22 protein-coding genes and 1 other annotated feature are annotated in these 19,935 nt (G+C 44.5%); of the genes, 17 read left to right on the top strand and 5 right to left on the bottom strand.

Translation table 11 applies throughout. The features are described 5' to 3' along the window. Positions 1-130 precede the first annotated feature (130 nt). From ACWQAU_RS07520 to ACWQAU_RS07510, 3 genes are all read right to left on the bottom strand, one after another. Positions 131-1,462, bottom strand: a complete 1,332-nt coding sequence (locus ACWQAU_RS07520) for a C1 family peptidase (RefSeq protein ID WP_003643927.1) — start codon at positions 1,460-1,462, stop codon at positions 131-133. Positions 1,463-1,537: 75 nt separating this feature from the next. Then, entirely contained in the window at positions 1,538-2,221 is a 684-nt protein-coding gene (gene rpiA / locus ACWQAU_RS07515; protein ID WP_027821469.1) for a ribose-5-phosphate isomerase RpiA, read from the bottom strand. 8 nt (positions 2,222-2,229) lie between these two features. Continuing rightward, positions 2,230-2,538: a GNAT family N-acetyltransferase gene (locus ACWQAU_RS07510; RefSeq protein WP_463841231.1), complete on the bottom strand. Its 309-nt coding sequence runs from the start codon at positions 2,536-2,538 to the stop codon at positions 2,230-2,232. Positions 2,539-2,664: 126 nt separating this feature from the next. Between ACWQAU_RS07510 and ACWQAU_RS07505 the strand changes: the two genes are divergently transcribed. The 17 genes from ACWQAU_RS07505 (at position 2,665) to rplL (ending at position 17,653) form a co-directional block, all read left to right on the top strand. Further along, positions 2,665-3,201, top strand: a complete 537-nt coding sequence (locus ACWQAU_RS07505; protein WP_003640928.1) for a dCTP deaminase/dUTPase family protein — start codon at positions 2,665-2,667, stop codon at positions 3,199-3,201. 1,125 nt (positions 3,202-4,326) lie between these two features. Beyond that, positions 4,327-5,706, top strand: coding sequence for a DNA repair protein RadA (radA, locus tag ACWQAU_RS07500; protein ID WP_003643928.1), 1,380 nt, complete (start codon positions 4,327-4,329; stop codon positions 5,704-5,706). A 15-nt stretch (positions 5,707-5,721) separates the two neighbouring features. After that, positions 5,722-6,897, top strand: coding sequence for a PIN/TRAM domain-containing protein (locus ACWQAU_RS07495; RefSeq protein WP_003640931.1), 1,176 nt, complete (start codon positions 5,722-5,724; stop codon positions 6,895-6,897). 325 nt (positions 6,898-7,222) lie between these two features. Then, the gene (gltX, locus tag ACWQAU_RS07490; RefSeq protein ID WP_003640932.1) at positions 7,223-8,713 is read left to right on the top strand and encodes a glutamate--tRNA ligase; all 1,491 of its coding nucleotides are present in this window, start codon (positions 7,223-7,225) and stop codon (positions 8,711-8,713) included. Positions 8,714-8,990: 277 nt separating this feature from the next. Further along, positions 8,991-10,403: a cysteine--tRNA ligase gene (gene cysS, locus ACWQAU_RS07485; protein WP_013355229.1), complete on the top strand. Its 1,413-nt coding sequence runs from the start codon at positions 8,991-8,993 to the stop codon at positions 10,401-10,403. 1 nt (position 10,404) lies between these two features. Next, the gene (locus ACWQAU_RS07480; RefSeq protein ID WP_003640934.1) at positions 10,405-10,815 is read left to right on the top strand and encodes a Mini-ribonuclease 3; all 411 of its coding nucleotides are present in this window, start codon (positions 10,405-10,407) and stop codon (positions 10,813-10,815) included. Continuing rightward, positions 10,787-11,572 carry a 23S rRNA (guanosine(2251)-2'-O)-methyltransferase RlmB gene (gene rlmB, locus ACWQAU_RS07475; RefSeq protein ID WP_050482337.1) on the top strand — a complete coding sequence of 262 codons (786 nt, stop codon included), beginning with the start codon at positions 10,787-10,789 and terminating at the stop codon, positions 11,570-11,572. Before ACWQAU_RS07480 ends, rlmB begins: the two co-directional genes overlap by 29 nt. Before the next feature lies 1 nt (position 11,573). After that, the gene (locus ACWQAU_RS07470; protein ID WP_003640936.1) at positions 11,574-12,119 is read left to right on the top strand and encodes a YacP-like NYN domain-containing protein; all 546 of its coding nucleotides are present in this window, start codon (positions 11,574-11,576) and stop codon (positions 12,117-12,119) included. Positions 12,120-12,664: 545 nt separating this feature from the next. Further along, positions 12,665-13,228: a sigma-70 family RNA polymerase sigma factor gene (locus ACWQAU_RS07465; RefSeq protein WP_003644973.1), complete on the top strand. Its 564-nt coding sequence runs from the start codon at positions 12,665-12,667 to the stop codon at positions 13,226-13,228. A gap of 61 nt (positions 13,229-13,289) precedes the next feature. Then, positions 13,290-13,439, top strand: coding sequence for a 50S ribosomal protein L33 (rpmG, locus tag ACWQAU_RS07460; protein WP_003637768.1), 150 nt, complete (start codon positions 13,290-13,292; stop codon positions 13,437-13,439). Positions 13,440-13,450: 11 nt separating this feature from the next. Next, positions 13,451-13,636, top strand: coding sequence for a preprotein translocase subunit SecE (gene secE / locus ACWQAU_RS07455; protein WP_003640939.1), 186 nt, complete (start codon positions 13,451-13,453; stop codon positions 13,634-13,636). Between the two features lie 104 nt (positions 13,637-13,740). After that, the gene (gene nusG / locus ACWQAU_RS07450; protein WP_003643932.1) at positions 13,741-14,289 is read left to right on the top strand and encodes a transcription termination/antitermination protein NusG; all 549 of its coding nucleotides are present in this window, start codon (positions 13,741-13,743) and stop codon (positions 14,287-14,289) included. Positions 14,290-14,316: 27 nt separating this feature from the next. Further along, a complete protein-coding gene (locus tag ACWQAU_RS07445; protein WP_003640941.1) occupies positions 14,317-15,204 on the top strand; it encodes an alpha/beta hydrolase in 888 nt (295 codons plus the stop codon). Positions 15,205-15,305: 101 nt separating this feature from the next. After that, positions 15,306-15,731: a 50S ribosomal protein L11 gene (gene rplK, locus ACWQAU_RS07440; protein ID WP_003640942.1), complete on the top strand. Its 426-nt coding sequence runs from the start codon at positions 15,306-15,308 to the stop codon at positions 15,729-15,731. Between the two features lie 100 nt (positions 15,732-15,831). Next, the gene (gene rplA, locus ACWQAU_RS07435; protein WP_003640943.1) at positions 15,832-16,521 is read left to right on the top strand and encodes a 50S ribosomal protein L1; all 690 of its coding nucleotides are present in this window, start codon (positions 15,832-15,834) and stop codon (positions 16,519-16,521) included. 55 nt (positions 16,522-16,576) lie between these two features. Then, positions 16,577-16,690 (top strand) — a sequence feature (ribosomal protein L10 leader region). 29 nt (positions 16,691-16,719) lie between these two features. After that, positions 16,720-17,223: a 50S ribosomal protein L10 gene (gene rplJ / locus ACWQAU_RS07430; protein ID WP_003643933.1), complete on the top strand. Its 504-nt coding sequence runs from the start codon at positions 16,720-16,722 to the stop codon at positions 17,221-17,223. 61 nt (positions 17,224-17,284) lie between these two features. Next, positions 17,285-17,653: a 50S ribosomal protein L7/L12 gene (gene rplL / locus ACWQAU_RS07425; RefSeq protein WP_003637775.1), complete on the top strand. Its 369-nt coding sequence runs from the start codon at positions 17,285-17,287 to the stop codon at positions 17,651-17,653. A 364-nt stretch (positions 17,654-18,017) separates the two neighbouring features. On the opposite strand, the gene ACWQAU_RS07420 is transcribed toward rplL, so the two are convergent. Together ACWQAU_RS07420 and ACWQAU_RS07415 are read right to left on the bottom strand one after the other, a co-directional pair. After that, a complete protein-coding gene (locus ACWQAU_RS07420; protein WP_027821466.1) occupies positions 18,018-18,995 on the bottom strand; it encodes a DNA/RNA non-specific endonuclease in 978 nt (325 codons plus the stop codon). 12 nt (positions 18,996-19,007) lie between these two features. Next, entirely contained in the window at positions 19,008-19,676 is a 669-nt protein-coding gene (locus ACWQAU_RS07415) for a sunset domain-containing protein (protein ID WP_027821465.1), read from the bottom strand. Between the last annotated feature and the right edge of the window lie 259 nt (positions 19,677-19,935).

The raw sequence follows: 19,935 nt of genomic DNA, 5'->3' as shown, positions 1-19,935 counted from the left end.
AGTTTGGTCGATTTTTTTATTGTTTGTTGTTAGTAGTTCCTTGAGCGGTAGTTAAGTCTAATGCAGTCCAAAAAGCACCATCACGCTAAAGCAGTGATGGTGCTTAATTTAGATGGCCCATTAAACTTAATTAGGCTAATGCACCCATTGGATCCCAAGGTGCTAAAACAGTTGGTTCTTCGGCTTGGGCTGCCTTTAAGTCATCGGACAAGAATTCCTTGTTAACAACAACTTGGTAGCAGTATTCGTCCATCCAAGCATCGCTCATGACGAAGAAGCCCTTAGTCCCAACTTTGTCGCCCCAGCTATTTTCAACCTTCCACTTAGTTGGTTGGCCGTCAACGAGGTCGACACCGGTGATAACCATGGCGTGGGTCATCAGACTTTCGCCGTAATCAAGACGTTCAGCCTTCGACATTGAAAGGTCAACGTCGAATAATTCATCTTTACTGTAGACATCGGTAGCCATGACCCCTTTTTGGCGGTCGGAGGATTGACCAACATCACAACCAAACCAGACACTTTGGCCAGCTTGTAATTGCTTGATGGCCAATTGCTTGAAGTCGGCCATAGACACGTTCAAATGTTTGACTTCACGGCCACCTAAGACGTTACCTAACATTTCAATCGTGTAGGTATGGTTATAAGGCTTGTCGTCGGTTGGGGCGTTGATGATTGAAACGTAATCGTCCAAATTCCAGCCAACGTACTTTTCGAAGAAGCTTTGTGGCGTCAAGTTTTGGTCGATGTGGTATTGTTTCTTATCATCACGATATTCCCAGTCAAAATGTGAAACGGGTTCGCCAAAGGCATAGGCTAACATGCGATAGACTTCATTTAACATTTTTTCCTTGCGTTCTTGAATCGCGTCGTCACTAGTTCCGGCAGCCACTAGTTCACGTAATTCAACGGCATCTTTACGTAACTTTAAGTTAAGTGTGCTGTTGATTTCAGCCGATTTTGAACTGTTGTAAGTTTCAGGCATGACACTCTTAGGCACGATACCGTACTTCTGAATAATGGCAACGAGCATATCCCATTGGCCACCATCTTGTTGTGGCGTGGTCATCAACCAAGCAACTTTACGGCTGCTAGTTGGTTGGTCAGCGGTTGCCAACACGTTTTCATAGAAATAGTTCGCTTTTTCGAACTTATCCCAGAAAAAGGTGTAGTTTTGTGATAGTTCGAAATGTTTCAAGTTGAATTTTTCAGCTAATGAATGCCGCATCGTGTTTAAAGCGGCGAACATCCAGCAACGACCACTTTGCTTTTGGTTCGCAACGTCACCTGTATCCAAATCAATGGAAAATACTGGTGTGGTTTGGCTCATGGCCTGAATATCTTGACTGCTTGCTAAGATACCGTTCTTAGTGACACTACGTTCGATGACTTTTGCTTCGGGACGTTGGTCCAAGTCGGCTTGAAAGTTAGCAATTTGGTTCATACTGATTGCTTTACTCAAAAGATCACTCTCCTTTAATCTAATTCTAATTGTATCGGTTTATGACGGGTGGGGCAAGCGGGGAGTCGCACAAAACTATGGTCGCGCTTCGATAACCTCGGGACCATTGGCATGACCGACAATGACAGTGTTGACCATGTCTAAGAACAGGCCGTGTTCAACCACACCAACCATGTGAATTAAATCTTCGGCTAAAGCGTGGGGATCCGTGATTGGGTCGATGTGTAAATCGATGATAATATTATTAGAATCGGTCCGGACGAGTTCATCGTTGACTTTACGGAATACTGGGTTATAGCCCCGGGCAGCCATTTTTTCAAAGCCATGTTGGCTGCCGTAAGGAATCACTTCAACGGGTAAGCCAAAGGCACCTAATTGATGGACCATTTTGCTTTCATCAACAATCCACATGACTTTATCAGAATTGATGGCAACGATTTTTTCGAAGAGTAAGGCGGCGCCACCACCCTTAACGCCTTGGAAATCATCGGCGATTTCGTCGGCACCGTCGATCGTTAAGTCGAGATGGTCGACTTCGTCAACGGATTTCATCGGGATACCGAGCGCCTTAGCTTGGGCAGCGGTTCGGTCGGAGGTTGAGACGCCGACAATGTTTAAATGTTCATTTTTGACCCGTTCACCCAGAGCATCAACCATGAATTTAACGGTTGAGCCGGTTCCGAGGCCGACCTGCATGCCGTCTTGAATGTATTCAACGGCTTTTTGACCAACAAGTTGTTTTAACTGATCCTGATTCATAATATGAATTACTCCTTTGATTGAGAACTAGTGACTAATATGTCGGCAGCTTCAGGGTGCCGATCAAAGTAAGCCTTAGCGTAGGTACACAGTGGCTGAATACGTTTGTGTTCAACTCGAGCGGCGTCAATAACGGCTTTGGTTAATTGGCCGGCAATGCCCTGATGACCAAAATCGTCACGAACAAAGGTATGTTCAATGACCCAGGTCTGATCATTATTGATGGCGGGGAAGGTAATTTCACCAGCCAACTTGCCGTGATCGTCATTAAAATAAAAGCGGTGTGCTTCACGCGTGAATTCCATTGATTTCACCACCTTGTAAAGGGTTTTATATCTACCGTAATTAAACCGGTAATTGCCCGTTTTGTCAACGAAACTTCTATAATAAAAGTATGGTAAAATGTGAACACTAAATTAATGTTGAGAAAGTAGGAATTTGAAATGGCACGGGGATTTGAAATTGTAAGTCAATACGCGCAGGCGGGGTTACATGTACCTTACCGCACCACCAAGCAAGCAGCTGGCTATGACTTCGAAGCGGCGGAAGATTTTACGTTACCGTCAATTTGGAAAATGAACTTTATTAAAGTACTTTGGCAAATACATCATGGTGAAACGAGTTCTGCAGCCGATTTGGATGCGGCGGCTAAAGTCCTTAAACCATGGCTTGTTCCAACGGGTATTAAGGCATTTATGAATGATGGCGAATACTTACTATTAGCCAATCGTTCCAGCAACCCCTTGAAGCGTAACTTGATTCTACCGAATGGGATTGGCGTCATTGACGCCGACTACTATAACAATCCCAAGAACGAAGGTGCGATTTTCGTCCAATTAATCAACATGGGGATTCGCGACGTTCACATTAAAAAGGGTGAACGCATTGCCCAAGGGATTTTTACCCCTTATCTGACTGTTACGGATGAAACGAATGTGACAACGACACGTTCTGGGGGCTTCGGTTCGACCAATAAATAGGAAATAATAAAAAATCGGTAAAGCCAAGGTGATTTAAAGGCTTTAATGATTAATAATGGTAAAATAAACTTATACCCATAGCATGAAAATGACGATCCAGTTAATTGAGTTTGATTGATTATTTAAGTCTGCATCGTACTGGCTGGTTGTTTAGTAAGAATCATGATTAAAAGGTGCCGTTTTTTTAAATTTAAAAGCAGCCAGCTTAGGTTCGCTGGAAACAGTTCGAGTTAGCGTAAACTTGCTTAGTTAATTCGTCCTACACCGACCTCCAGACATTTCTGCCAATTGCCGGAACGCGGTGGGCACAGATTTGAGCCGAAGCCCACGTCTTAAATACTGGCCTTTCACGCTTTTATGCCATATTGGTGAAACGTGTTCGGGTCAGACTGAGACTTCCGGTTAGCTACGCTATGACGCCAAGCGGGAATTCACCGCTTAACGGCCTAGCTAGGCTAATCCTCAGTCTCAACTCATCTGAACCTCACACTCTTGCAGTACTGGGCATTGTCAGAAACACCTTCCAGTCGGGATGGTATTCGAATAGCTGATGAAGATGTACCCAACTTTTGATGAATTGGTCGTTGTTTTTCATAAACGGCAATTTTCTCAATCAACTGTCAGGCTGAAAATGATGTTGTGATGACTTACTATTTCTGAGTTACCAGTCATAATACATTGAACGTTTCGACAAAGTAGAGAATACATTCTGATGTTTCGCTCAAAGTTTTCGTATCAAAGTAGTCAGCAACCAATTGTACCAAGTTAAGCGGCCGTTCATTTGCCATTCGAGCGGCTTCCCGACTGGAGGGGCTGGGTGACAATGCTCAGTAGCCAAATTATTCTTAGGTGGAAGTGTCTTTCTTCCGGCTTAGAATAAGACTCGTATTTGAGATGACACGGGTTATGCGTTAGCTCAAATCGACGTCGGCTTACGTTCCAGCAATTGTCACCCAGCCCCGGAGGTCGGAATAGGATAGTCATTGCTGACGAACAGAAATCTATCTAATTGGCACCTTTTAATCATGACTCATGACAGTGTGGCGCGGATGAAGTAAATATTTTAGAAATCCCAATACCCAACATTAAATTGATATGTTGGCGGAGAAATGGAGACGTGTGTACGTGGCAAAAGCAAAAACTCAGTTTGTTTGTTCTAACTGTGGTTATTCAACACCGCGATATTTAGGACGGTGTCCGAACTGTGGTGAATGGAATACACTAACTGAAGAACATTTTGATACAAAACCGGACCGCAAGTCGCGGGTGAGCTTTGCGGGTAAGTCGGCTAAGCCACAACGACTCAAAGAAGTGTCGCTGACTAAGACACCGCGTGTCAAGACTAAGCTGAAAGAGTTCAACCGGGTCTTAGGTGGCGGTGTTGTGCCAGGTTCACTAGTTTTGATCGGTGGTGATCCAGGTATTGGTAAGTCAACGTTACTACTGCAAGTTTCGGGGCAATTGGCCGAGACGGGTGGTTCTGTACTATACGTGACTGGTGAAGAAAGTGCCTCCCAAGTGAAGATGCGGGCGGACCGGCTGGCTGTTAGCAGTGAAGACTTTTATCTTTATCCTGAGACTGATATGTCGAATATTCGTTCAACGATTGAATCGACGCATCCAGAATTTGTGGTCATTGATTCGGTACAAACGATGCAAGAACCTGATATGGACTCTGCGATTGGTTCAGTATCACAAATCCGTGAAATTACGGCTGAACTACTGCAAATTGCGAAGACTAACGGCATTACCATTTTTATTGTGGGCCATGTGACTAAGGGTGGTGCCATTGCGGGGCCTAAGATCTTAGAACATATGGTTGATACCGTTTTGTACTTTGAAGGTGATTTACATCATACGTACCGCATTTTACGGGCAGTCAAGAATCGATTCGGGTCAACGAATGAACTGGGAATATTTGAGATGCGGACGGGCGGTTTGTATGAAGTGGCCAATCCGTCAGAGATTTTCTTGGAAGAACGTCTGAAGGATGCTACGGGTTCCGCCATCGTTGTTTCAATGGAAGGAACACGACCAATCTTAGTAGAAGTTCAAGCGCTGGTAACGCCAACGGTCTTTGGTAATGCGAAGCGGACCGCAAGTGGCTTGGATCATAATCGAGTCTCCTTGATTATGGCAGTGTTGGAAAAACGGGCGAGTCTAATGCTTCAGAACCAGGACGCGTATTTGAAAGCGGCCGGTGGCGTTAAGTTAGATGAACCGGCGATTGACTTAGCTATTGCGGTCAGTGTGGCTTCTAGTTATCGTGACCAGCAGACTCGTCCGAGTGACTGTTTTGTTGGTGAAGTCGGTTTGACTGGTGAGATTCGGCGGGTCAACCGGATTGAATCACGAGTTGGTGAGGCGGCTAAGCTAGGTTTTAAACGTATCTTTATTCCTAAGAATAATCTGCAAGGTTGGGATATCCCAACTGGAATCGAAGTAATTGGAGTTGCCACGCTAAAAGAAGCGCTCCAATTAGCATTACAACAACCAAATTATTAAAAAGGGGCTGATGCCATGAAGAAGTTAACGGTGCGACTAGTATTTATTGTCGTCGGGGGTACGTTAGGACTAACTTACCTGCCGTTCTTGTGGACGACAATTTTGTCGCAACCAAATGTGTTATTGAATAACGTTTTTACCAACTTTTTGTTGGGGGCGCTGATTCTATGGGTTTTGTCATTGTTCTTAGCCAATGCCGCTGTACGACTGGTGGATCGAGTCGAAAAGAACTTATCCAAGCAAAACCCAATGACACTTTTATTTGGCAGTATCGGATTTATTATTGGGTTATTGATCGCGGTTCTGATTTCGCAATTATTTAATCGTAGTCCATTATTCCTATTGAACACGGTCGTCCCAATTATTTTGATGTTGTTTTTTGGTTACATTGGTGCGCGAGTCGGGACTACCCGGATCGATGAGTGGCGGAAAGTTTTCAACTTCCGCCGTCGTGAAAAGGAAACAAGTCCGGAGATTACTGATGCTCAGCCAGATCAGAACTATCATCATTATAAGATTCTAGATACCAACATCTTGATTGACGGCCGGATTTACGACATTGTCAAGACTGGTTTCTTAGAAGGGACACTGTTAGTACCGAACTTCGTCTTGTATGAATTACAGTACATTGCGGATTCAGCTGATAGTATTAAACGTGTGCGGGGTCGTCGCGGGCTAGATATTTTAAATAAGCTACAAAATGAAAATATTATCCCGGTTGAAATGTACGAGGGCGATTTTGAGGATATTCCAGAAGTTGATAGTAAACTCATTCAATTGGCTAAAAAAGTCAACGGTGTGATCGTGACGAATGACTACAACTTGAATAAGGTGATTGAGTTCCAAAACGTACAAGTTCTCAATATTAATCAGTTGGCTAAGTCGTTGAAACCACGGGTTATTCCTGGTGAAGAGATGAATGTCATGGTCGTCAAAAATGGTAGCGAACGCCAACAAGGGGTCGGTTACTTGGACGATGGGACGATGGTTGTCGTCGAAGATGGGAAGTTTTACATCAATGAAAAGGTGGATGTCGTTGTAACGAGCGCCTTACAAACGGATGCTGGTCGAATGATTTTTGCCCGTTTAGCGCACGCTAATCGCGGAATTCCGGATCATGCGGATGGAAATAATAAGCACAACAATAATCATAGTAATAATCGAAATAATAATCGCGATAATCGGCACTAGGTTAAGCGATTCAACGGTAGCAACTCATTTGATGGGGGCTACCGTTTTTTTGTTCAATGATGACTAATCCAGGACGTCGTAAGGGAGGCGGCCGAATCGCAACAAAATAGGAGGGTTAATGCTCATTATCAATAAATTGGGATGTTGTTAGTGTACGATTAGGGCCTGTTTCGATATTTTTACAATGGGTTCAGTCTGAAACCTTAATTTTTAGCGGTAAACATGGTAAACTGGAAAAGCAAGTGAAAGTCGGAATATTCTGGTCGATAGAAAGGTTCCGGCGTAACATTTAAGATGAAAAAATACGAAAGAGGCGTTAATCACATTGGCAAAGAGCAAGATTCGTGTGCGTTACGCACCAAGTCCAACTGGCCATTTACACATTGGTAATGCTCGGACTGCATTGTTTAACTATTTATTTGCCCGGCATAATAAGGGAAAGTTCATTCTTCGGATTGAAGACACCGATTTAAAGCGGAATGTTAAAGACGGTGAAAAGAGTCAGATGGACAATTTGACGTGGTTAGGGATTGATTGGGACGAAGGTCCGGATAAGGGTGGCGACTTTGGCCCTTACCGTCAATCAGAACGGAAATCAATCTATGACCCGTTGATTCAACAATTAATTGATGAAGGTAAAGCTTACGAATCTTACATGACGGAAGACGAATTGTCGGCACAACGTGAAGCTCAAAAAGCGCGTAAGGAAATGCCACACTACGTCTACGAATTTGCTGGCATGACGGAAGACGAAAAACAGGCGAAGATCGCGGCTGCTAAGGCGGCTGGTATCCAACCCGTTATTCGCTTCCACGTCCCAGAAAATACGACCTATGCTTGGGATGACATGGTTAAAGGTAAAGTTTCGTTTGAATCCAAGACGGTTGGTGGCGACTTTGTCATCAAGAAGCGTGACGGGATGCCAACGTACAACTTTGCGGTGGTTGTTGATGACCATATGATGGAAATTAGCCACGTCTTCCGTGGTGATGACCACGTTGCCAACACGCCTAAGCAATTGATGATTTATGAAGCCTTTGGTTGGCAACCACCGAAGTTTGGCCACATGAGCTTAATTATCAATACCGAAACCGGTAAGAAGTTAAGCAAGCGTGACGAAACCGTATTGCAATTTATCGAACAATACCGTGAATTGGGTTACTTACCAGAAGCAATGCTTAACTTCATCATCCTACTAGGATGGTCACCAGTTGGCGAAAGTGAATTGTTCAGTAAGCGCGAATTCATCAAAATGTATGATGAAAAGCGGTTGAGCAAGTCACCAGCAGCTTTTGATGGCAAGAAGTTGGAATGGGTGAACAACCAGTACATTAAGAAGGCTGACGAAAACGAAGTCTTTGCAATGTCAATTCGCCAATTGATCAAGGCTGGCCGGTTACCACAACGCCCAGATATGAGCCAGATTGAATGGACACGGACGTTGGTTTCATTATTTAAGAACCAGATGAGCTATACTGGTCAAATCGTTGATTTAGCAGATCTCTTCTTCAATGGTCCGGCTGATATCAATGATGAAGCTAAGGCCGAACTTGATAATGACACGGCACTCCCTGTCTTGAAGGAATTCCGGCAACGAATCGAAGATATTGACGTCTTCGAAGCAACCGCAATTCAAAAGACGATCAAGAGCATTCAAAAGGATACGAAGATCAAGGGCCGGGCATTATACATGCCGATCCGGATCGCCGTTTCTCACGAAATGCACGGGCCAGAATTACCAGAAACGATTGAATTATTAGGGCGTGAAACGACCAAAAAGCATCTCGATGCTATGATTGCGGAACTCGCCAAGTAATGAATGGATTATTAAAATATTAGTTGGTTGTCGTAAGTGGCGGTCGTCGTCAGCAAGACAACGCAATTAATACATCGTGCGGTCAGCAAGCTAGTCCCCGGGTGAGCGTTATCTCAGTATCGCGAAAGTTACCCAGTGGCGCGTGACTGCATGTGAAAGTATCTTTTGTATGGTGGAGTTTCGGTTCCGCCGTGCGAGGGATGCTTTTTATTTGTGTTTCAAACATGGTAAACTATCATCAAAAGTAATGATTCAATTGAAAGGAGTTGTCGCCAATATGTTAAGTGTTTTTAATACGTTAACGCGTCAAAAAGAACCGTTTAAGCCTATCACCCCCGGAGTCGTGAAAATGTATGTCTGTGGGCCGACCGTTTATAACTATATTCATATCGGTAATGCGCGTTCTGCAATTGCCTTTGATACTATCCGACGGTATTTTGAATATTGCGGTTACCACGTTGACTATGTCTCCAACTTCACGGATGTGGATGATAAGCTGATCAAACGTGCCGCTGAAGATCACACCACGGTACCAGCAGTTGCTGACCGATTTATTAAAGCTTTTATGGAAGATACGACTGCGGTCAATATTGAACCAGCGACGGTTCACCCGCGGGCCTCTGAGAATATCCCAGAAATCATTGCATTTGTACAAGCATTGATTGAAAAGGGCTATGCTTACGAATCAGCTGGCGACGTATATTACCGCGCACGGAAGTTTAAAAAGTATGGTCAGTTATCTGACCAGCGAATCGATGATTTAGAAGTGGGTGCCAGTCAGCATACTGCCGATGAAGAAACCGATCGTAAAGAAGATCCAATTGACTTTGCACTCTGGAAAGCGGCCAAGCCCGGTGAAATTTCATGGAAATCGCCATGGGGTGCGGGTCGGCCCGGCTGGCATATTGAATGCTCGGTCATGTCTACTAAGTACTTGGGCGATACGTTTGATATTCATGGTGGTGGTCAGGACCTTGAATTCCCACATCATGAAAATGAAATTGCCCAGAGTGAAGCGAAGACCGGCAAGACGTTTGCCAATTATTGGTTACACAACGGTTTTGTGACGGTTGGTGATGACAACGAAAAGATGAGTAAGTCATTAGGTAATTTTGTGACGGTTCACGATATTATTAAAACGGTTGATCCGCAAGTGCTACGGTTCTTCATGGCGACGACCCAGTACCGGCGACCGATTCAATATACGCAGGCCAACTTAGACGAAGCAGCTAATAACTTGGATAAGTTACGTAATGCTTATCGTAATCTCACGTTCCGGTTGCAAGATGCGACGAACGGGACGGATACTGCGGTGGCAGAACAGTTACAGACACTCATCACTAACTTTGGAACCGCAATGGATGACGATTTCAATGTTCAAAACGGGGTGGCTGCTGTGTATGAATTAGCTAAGTTAGCCAATGTCTATGCAGCCCAGGCAACGGTTCAAAAAGAGACGTTGATTGCCTTACAGAAGGCATTAGTGCAGTTGACTGGCGTCTTCGGCGTCACTTTTGAAACGGCTAATGCGACGCTGGCTGATGACGCGATTCAAGCACTGATCGATGAACGAGAAGCTGCTCGTAAAGCTAAGGATTTTGCTAAGGCCGACCAGATTCGTGATGATTTGAAAGCTCAGGGGATTATTTTAGAAGATACGCCTCAGGGTGTGCGGTTTAGAAAGGAATAATATGCAAGTTGATTATCAACAATTAAACGGGATTGCACTCGCGTACCTCGGTGACGCGGTGTATGAACCGTTTATTCGCCAACATTTGATTGAAAGTGGTTTTACTAAAGCCACTAAGTTGCACCACCATGCGACCCACTATGTTTCAGCCAAAGCGCAAGCGGCACTGATCGAACGGATGCAGGCCGAAGAAGTTTTAACGCCAACTGAAGTGGACGTTTTTAAGCGTGGACGGAATGCCAAGAGTCATACGTCGGCCAAACATACCGATGTCGTCACTTACCGGATCTCAACCGGTTTTGAAGCCGTTTTTGGGTATTTACAATTGACTCAGCAGGCGGACCGAATTGCAGAACTGGCACAGTGGTGTATTAAACAAGTTGATGAAGGGAGGGTTTCCAGTGTCAAATAACGAACAAGACCAAACAGCAGCTGACTTTGTAATCGGGCGGCACCCCGCCATGGCAGCAATCAAGAGTGATCAACAGATCAACAAAGTCTTTATTCAAAGCGGTCTACAGGCCGATGTACTGAATGACATTGCCAAGATTGCGAAGAAACGTAATTTGATCGTACAGTACGTGCCGAAACAAAAGTTAGACCGTTTAACCGACAACGCCAACCATCAGGGGGTAGCTGTGGGGGTGGCTGCTTTTGAATATACCACCATTGATGATTTATTTGCTGTTGCTAAGGCTAAGAATGAAGCGCCATTTTTCTTGATCTTGGATAATATCGAAGATCCCCATAACTTAGGTTCGATTATGCGGACGGCCGATGCAGCTGGCGCCCATGGCATCATTATTCCGAAACGGCGCGCCGTGGGGTTAACCAGTACGGTTGCCAAGACGTCAACGGGGGCTATCGAACACGTGAAAGTTGCGCGGGTGACGAACTTGGTTCAAACGGTTAAACGATTGCAAGAAGCCGGTCTGTGGATCTTTGGGACTGATATGAACGGGACGGACTACCGACAGTGGGATGCTTCCGGTGCCGTTGGTTTGATTATTGGTAATGAAGGTAAGGGAATTTCACCATTACTTAAGAAGAGTGTGGACGAAATGTTGACCATTCCAATGATTGGTCATGTTCAAAGTTTGAATGCCAGTGTGGCGGCCAGCCTTCTGATTTATCAAGGCTACACGTCCCGGCATCCACTGGGAAAATAAGATGAAACAACAATTATTGATTGTCGATGCTTACAATATGATTGGCAACTGGCCAGAACTCAATCATTTAAAACAAACGGACCGGTTGCCGCAAGCTCGTGACGAGTTAATTAGCATGTTGACTGAGTATAAAAAAATTACGGGCCTTAATATTAGCCTGGTTTTTGATGCGATGTACGTTCCGGGTAATTCTAAGAGTTATCGCCAAGCTGATCTTGAGATTATTTGGACGAGTAAAGACCAGACCGCTGACAGTTATATCGAAAAGTACGCGGGTGAAAAGCAATCGCGAGTACTTCAAGTGACGGTTGCGACTAGTGATCAGGCAGAACAATGGGTAATCTTTTCGGAAGGTGCATTACGAGTACCAGCCTTGGAATTACGACACCGCGTCAAGACTGCGCTGAAAGATGTGCGTCATACTGCCGTGCGCACCCAGGATTTAGGTGCCGTTCGTAAATCACCCTGGAATGATGATCAATTATCGGCCTTGGATCAGTACCGCCAACAACTAGAACGCAATCACGTTAAACATCATCACAAGTAATTAGGTGGTTGCCGCGAGCGTGGGCTGTTTCTAAATCGTCATAATTAATATTTAAATTTTGCAAAAGATAACCAGTGGCAATTTAAGGCTCGAAAGCAGTTCTAGTATTAAAATATCTAGTAATCAAATGCCCCAGTTCAGCTGCTGTTCACTAGATGTTAGGATGGCTTGTCATAACAGTTTTAGTGTTATCGGAGTTTGCGCTGGCGATTGCATTAATCGGTTGGTTAGACAGCGTAGTGGCTTCGTGCAACTCCAGCGGACGCGCGTACTCGTCTCCAACGGGCTTAAGTAGGTCGCACTTGTCTTTGGCGTTAGAAATATTTTGATATTACTAATAATTAGTGCGATATAGCACTATTAGGTTGATGAATGGGACGATCATAGTAGTTTTGATAGCCGCGTATAAGAAGATTTCTGTGAGTGCTGAGGTGGCTGAATTGAAACGTTCGTTCGCTTGTGACGGCACAATTAACCCGGTATATTAGCATTACAGATGCTCAGGGGTGCAGTTTCTGAAACTAGTCAGAAGCGAGGAATGTCACGTGAATGAACAGCAATTGATCCACTTAGCAGCAGATGGTGATGATGCAAGCATTAATGCATTAGCCCAGCAGTATGTCCCAGTTGTTTGGCGGTTGCGACGGCAATACTATGTCCGGAACTTTGACGAGGATGATTGGCTTCAAGAAGGTCGAATTGCAGTTTATCGAGCGGCTAAAAAGTATCAACGGCTACGGCAATGTAGCTTTGGCACTTATTACCGGGTGCTATTGAGTAATCAGATTATTGATCATATTCGACGGACACAGGCTCGCAAGCGTCGTCCGGAAGGGGATATCTTATCACTGGATGTTAATGATGAGGATATCTTATGCAATATTCAGACGCTAAGGGCCTCGACCCTTGATGTGGTTCATGTTCGTGAGCAGGTGCGGATTTTTCCAGCAATCTGTTCGGCATTTGAAGGATTGGTTTTTATGGATCTATTGGCAGGGCAATCGCCAGAACGGATTGCATTGAGTCGGCAAGTGGAAGTTGATCAAGTGGTCAACGCCACGGATCGATGCCGCAAGAAGATGCGTGACTTTTTACAAGACGCTGCCTGAAATTGACATTCGAAAAGTTCCATGCTAATGTTATACCTGATTTATTATGGAGGTTTTGTCGATGGCACAGAAAAAAGTTGCACTGGCATGTACCGTTTGTGGTTCGCGGAACTACACGATTGATGCTAACCCGAATCGAACTGACCGCTTAGAAGTTAAGAAATTTTGTAAATATTGTGGTAAACACACACTTCATCGTGAAACGCGGTAGGGGGATTAGACATGCGCTTATTTAAATTTTTTGGTCAAGTTGGACATGAAATGAAAAAAGTGACCTGGCCAACTTGGCGGGAAAATCGTCGTGATTCGTGGACAGTTGTCTCAACATCACTGTTCTTCGTGGCGTTTTTCGCTTTATTTGATTGGATTATCCAATTATTATTACAAATGTTAACAAGCTGGCATTAATGGCTTTTTGAACAAATTTTTGTTATAATAATGGCATTGAAAGAAAACTTCGTGCAAACGAGGTTTTTTTATTTTGCCAAAAGACATTTTAAAGGAGAATAATAATGGTCGAGTCTGTTGAGAAAAGATGGTATGTCTTACATACCTACGCTGGTTATGAAAATAAGGTTAGTTCTAACTTGGAATCCCGTATTCAATCTATGGGAATGGAAGACAATATTTTCCGGGTCGTTGTTCCCGAAGAAGAAGCTCATGAAGTCAAGAATGGGAAAGACAAAGTTGAAATGAAGAAGATCTTCCCTGGTTACGTTTTGGTTGAAATGGTCATGACGGACCAAGCTTGGTATATTGTTCGGAATACGCCAGGTGTTACTGGGTTCTTAGGATCACATGGGCAAGGTAGTAAACCAACGCCATTGTTGCCTGAAGAAGCGGAACAAATCTTGCATCAACTAGGCATGAGTGCTCGGCATACCGAATTGGACGTTGAAGTTGGCGAACAAGTTACCATCATCGATGGCGCTTTCTCTGGCCTTTCTGGTGAAATTACTGAAATTGACAACGAAAAGATGAAGCTCAAGGTTAATATCAATATGTTCGGTCGGGAAACAAGTACTGAATTGGACTTCGATCAAGTTGATCAGATTCGGTAATTAATTTAAGTAAGCTGGTGGACCATCTTGGCAGAAGTAATTTTAGTCATCATCGGCGCCTTAGTGCTCGGTATTTTGGGGCGTATCACCTTTAAATTTTGGCAATACGGGCGACCGCAGCATTTGCGGCAGTCGGTGTCGGCTAATTCAGCAGATGATAGCGCCGTGACGCTATTTATTCCAGGGTATGCGGGCAACCGGTTCTCTTTTGGTGGCATGCTACAACGCTTTACGGCCGGTGGCATCGCCAATAAGTCATTAGTCGTAATGATTGATCGACATAATCATCCCCATGTGACTGGTGAGCTAGACGCTTACCGCCCAATGGTACAGTTGATTTTTGCCACGCCACGCGTTGCTGTACGGCAACAGGCGGCAGGCGTCTTGGCAGTTGTGCAGTATTTGATTGCGCATGAGCACGTTCAGACGATCAATTTAGTCGCTCATTCGATGGGTGGTGTGGTGCTCTTTCAATACTTGACGACAGCTGCCAAACTGGTCAATTTACCGGAAGTCCGCAAGGTTGTCACAATTGGTGCGCCGTTTAATGATAGTGAGGTCGGGCAGAATACGTATCCGATTGAAAACCACCCGTTGACGGCGACCGGACCAACTAAGACCACGCCCGTTTATAATTATTTTTTGCGAACGCTCCAACGATTGCCAAACACGATTTCGTATTTGAATATTGCGGGTAACATTGGCGATGCGGCGCAAAGTGATGGTGCTGTCGCTCTGAATAGTGCGTTGTCATTGCGCTTTTTACTGCGACCAACGCGTGACCAGTATCAAGAATTTGTGGTACATGGTAAGAATGCCCGCCATTCACGATTACATGAAAACTATGAAGTTGATCGCCAAATCGTCCAGTTTTTATATCCAGAAGCCACAAAAAAGGTTGCTGGTGAAAAATAGATATGCTACAATGATGTTTGTGCGTCACGTATGCACGTTTACGTGGGAGGAGCAAAAACTCAGCTCCATTTACCACATCACGGACTAAGGAGGAATGTCTCGTGGCTAAAAAAGTAGCTAACGTTGTTAAATTACAAATTCCTGCGGGCAAAGCAACACCTGCTCCGCCAGTTGGCCCAGCTTTAGGTCAAGCAGGTATCAATATCATGGGTTTCACAAAGGATTTCAATGCTCGTACTGCTGATCAAGCAGGTATGATCATCCCTGTTGTGATTACGGTGTACGAAGATCGTTCATTCGACTTCATCACTAAGACCCCACCTGCTGCCGTTCTATTGAAGAAAGCTGCCGGTGTTGAAAGTGGTTCCGGTGAACCTAACACGAAGAAGGTTGCAACTGTAACCAAAGATCAAGTTAAGCAAATCGCCGAAACTAAAATGCAAGATCTAAACGCAGCTGACGTTGAAGCAGCTATGCGCATGATCGAAGGTACTGCTCGGAGTATGGGATTCACCGTCGAAGGCTAATTCAGTACTGTTGAGTATGTCGGACACTTCATCAAAATGAATGTGTCAAGTGGGAGGAAATCTCCGTTTGAACCACATTTGCAAGGAGGAAAACACTTAGATGGCAAAGAAAAGTAAACAATACCAAGACGCCGCTAAGCTCGTTGATCGTGACAAAGCTTACGATGTAACTGAAGCGGTAGACTTGGTTAAAAAAATGGATTTCGCAAAGTTTGATGCAACTGTTGAAGTTGCCTTCAAATTAAACGTTGATACAAAGCAAGCCGACCAACAACTTCGTGGCGCGGTTGTCCTTCCTAATGGTACCGGTAAAGATCAAACCGTTATCGTTTTTGCTAAGGGTGACAAGGCTAAAGAAGCTGAAGAAGCCGGTGCTGACTTTGTTGGTGAAACTGATTTAGTTCAGAAGATCCAAGACGGTTGGTTAGACTTTGATGTCGCAATCGCTACCCCTGACATGATGGCCCAAGTTGGTCGTTTAGGTCGGGTTCTTGGACCTAAAGGCTTAATGCCTAACCCTAAGACTGGTACGGTTACGATGGACGTTGCTAAAGCCGTTAACGATTCAAAAGCTGGTAAGGTGACTTACCGGACTGACCGTGACGGTAACGTTCACGTTCCTGTTGGCAAGGTATCATTCGATACTGACAAGTTAGTTGGTAACTTCAAGACCATTGAAGACACCATCGTGAAAGCTCGTCCAGCCTCAGTACGTGGGACTTTCATCCAAAACTTAGTTGTTACTTCAACCTTTACCCCAGCGGTACGTGTTGATTTAGCATCATTTTAAGGATTAAATTCTGAAAACAATTGACCCCGTGGGTGATCTGTGATAGATTACTAGAGGTTAAGTAATATCTCTACCTAAGACTCAGGCGGCTTAACGGCCTTAATCTACCTGCCGAGGACATTGTTTTTTCTCTATGTCTTGGTGGACATAGGGATTTTTTTATAAATCCCTGAACCAAAATTCTGGGAGGTGAATCTGTTGAGTAAAGAAACAATTGCTGTTAAAGCACAAGAAGTCGAAGAAGTTGCAGAACAATTGAAGAGCTCAGTATCAGCCATTGTTGTTGATTACCGTGGTTTGACTGTTGAACAAGTAACTGATTTACGTAAGCAATTACGTGAAGCCGGTGTTAAGATGCGCGTTATCAAGAACAAGATCATGGTGCGTGCCGCTGATAAGGCCGGATTTGAAGACTTAAAACCTGTATTTGCTGGTCCTACTGCCGTTGCCTTCTCTGAAGAAGACCCAGTTGCTCCTGCAAAGATCTTGGCTAACTTCGCGAAGACCGCTGATGCCCTTCAATTAAAGGGTGGCGTGATCGAAGGTAAAGTTGCTGATCTTGAAACTGTTCAAGAATACGCTACGATGCCATCACGTGAAGAATTATTGGCTACGATCGCCAACTTGTTACAAGCACCTGTTCGTAACGTTGCATACGCTGTTAAGGCGGTTGCTGAAAAAGGCGACGAAGACGCAGCTTAATTTGCTGTCAGTGTGTTAAAAAAACTAAAATATAAGTTCATATAAAATGGAGGAACAAAAAATGGCTTTTGATAAAGATGCTATTATCGACTCATTAAAAGAAGCTTCAATCTCAGATTTAAACGACTTAGTTAAGGCTATCGAAGAAGAATTCGATGTCTCAGCTTCAGCCCCTGTTGCTGTTGCCGGTGCTGCTGGTGGCGACGCTGCCGCTGCTAAGGATTCATACGATGTTGAATTAACTGAATCCGGTGACCAAAAGGTTAAGGCTATTAAGGCCGTTCGTGATATCACTGGTCTTGGCTTGAAAGATGCTAAGGGTCTTGTTGATAACGTACCTTCAATCATCAAAGAAGGCGTTTCAGAAGACGAAGCCAACGATATGAAAGCTAAGCTTGAAGAAGTTGGTGGTGTCGTTACCCTTAAGTAATTATTTACTTAACGGAACGTCATCAGACCACACCCTACTATGGGGTGTGGTCTTTTTTTATCTCTGGATGTGGTTTTGGTGCGAATCATCACGTGCATGACCACGCATATAACGATTACTGAGAATTTATACTTAGGCTAATTGTTAGTGCAACTTGATATCAACCGCCGTATGATTACGGTGACTTGGCGTTAGAGGCGTAACCGTATTGGATTAAGCAAGTCAAAACAAGCCCAACAGAACGTCGCATAGTACGTCTGTTGGGCTTGTTTTAAAATTTCACTTGGGTTGAACTTCTGGTCGACAGGGCACTATCACTTTTGTGGCTGCTGCGTGATAGGCTGAATACGATGATCAATGATCGTTAGTGACTGACCTGACTAGTGCCATCAGTATAGTTCAAGGTCATACCGGGCTGGATATTGAAAATATAGACATTAAAACTGACAGCATTGCTACCAACTGACTGACCACGCATTTGAACACCGCGGGCTAACAGTTCGTTACCTTTGAAAATGGGGGTCACTTGATAGCGGACGTAGTTTTTCGGACTTTCTTTCAAATAGGCCGCAACTTGGTTTTCATAGGTCGTCATTTCAGGGTCATTCAAAGAACGGGTTCCGGTCATGAGGTTCTTGATATTGTTGTTCTGCCCCGTTAATTGATAGCCAATCAGATGACTGCGGTTGTAAAGCCAACCGCTACTGATGCGTTTGTTATGCCAACCCGTTGGTCGAACATTCAGGGCCTCACGTTCAGCTTTGGGCATCAGTGACTGATTTAAGAGGGCATTAGCAGCCGTCACCCGGTTAAGTGAGTCTAAATTGCCATATTGTTGCCAGGCACCCTGACTCGTACTGAGCTCCTTAGCGGTAAATGCGGGCTGATTCTGATTAATCGTGATCGTTTGTTGACCGTTGTAAGTTTTACTCGCCAACGTAGTGTTACTTGGGTTATGGTCAGAATTGACCTTGGTTGGTGCTGTTGTCGAAGTTGCACCAGCTTGCTTGTTCGTAGCCTTGAGTTTGTCAATATGTTGTTGACTACTCGAAAGTTTTTTCACAGCCTGCTTTAAGCTGCTAGCAGAAGCACGATTGGCAGCCTGAAGTGCCGTCAATTGCTTGTCATTATTAGCCGTTACTAAGTGTGTCTTAGTAACGGTCTTTGTCTTCACAGTTGGCTGAGTGGATTCATCAGATGTGCCGAGAATACTAAAGCTGACGAGCAATGCGATAATGGCCGGCCAACTATGCCGCCACCATTGACGCCCACGGTAGCGCCGATGTAAGCGCCAGAACCAGTACAGGGTTGCAAATAATAAGATGGTGCCGATCAATGCCATGAAGTGATCCTCCTATCGAAATGACTTACGGAAACCAGCGGCCCGCGCTGCGTCTTCCGTACTAAAGTAAACGGCATTTTTACCGGCCATCCGGTAGTTTTGCCCTGTTTCAACGTGATAAATTTTGGAATTGCGGTTACCCACGATACGTCCGGTTTGGGCGGTATCGGTATCGCCAGAAAAATTATTCTGCCGACTCGTGGTTGCGGTACTAGTTTGAGTTTGTTGACTTTGAGCAGCTGCTTGACTGCTGGCCTTGGCCGCTTGCTTAGATTGGCTAGCGGCTGCGACGGCCGAAGCGGACTGGGCTTCTGACTGGGAGCGTGATTGTGCGGCCGCTTCACTAGCAGCTGATTTGGCGGCAGCCTGTGACGCTGATTTTGATGAGGCCATTGCGTCGTCATGTTTTGCTTTTAGTTGTTCGGATTGACGCTTAGCCTGACTAGTTGCAATTGCGAGTTGGGTCGTGTTTGAACTAAGAGCTTTGGCTGAGGCCGCGTTAGCCCGACTAGCGGCCCTTGCTTTTGCCCAGGCGGCTTTATTAGCAGCAGTCCGTTTCTCAACCCGAACCGTCTTGGTTTTGACACTGGTATGGTTGGCGGCTTGTTGATTACCAGTGGTACAGCCGGTTAAGATGAGTAGACTCGTTAGTGCAACGACGAGTTTTTTTGCATGGTGCATAAGAAATTCCTCCTTGTTTATGTATCACTTTAATTATACATAAACGGTAAAGGTTGGTAAAGCAAGTTTGGTAACTAAAAATCAATTAATATTGGTTTATGCTGGTATTAATTTCGATAATTAATCATAATTAGTGCTAACTACTAACACCCATTCGGAACAATTTAGTAACAGGTATTTAAAATGTTCATAGCTTAATACGGCGACAAATCAGACCTGTGGGGGTTATTAACGACCTATAACGGTTGTATAAACAGGC

This window comes from Lactiplantibacillus sp. 3062 (assembly GCF_055413545.1).
This window is presented reverse-complemented; position numbering and strand designations above follow the sequence as displayed.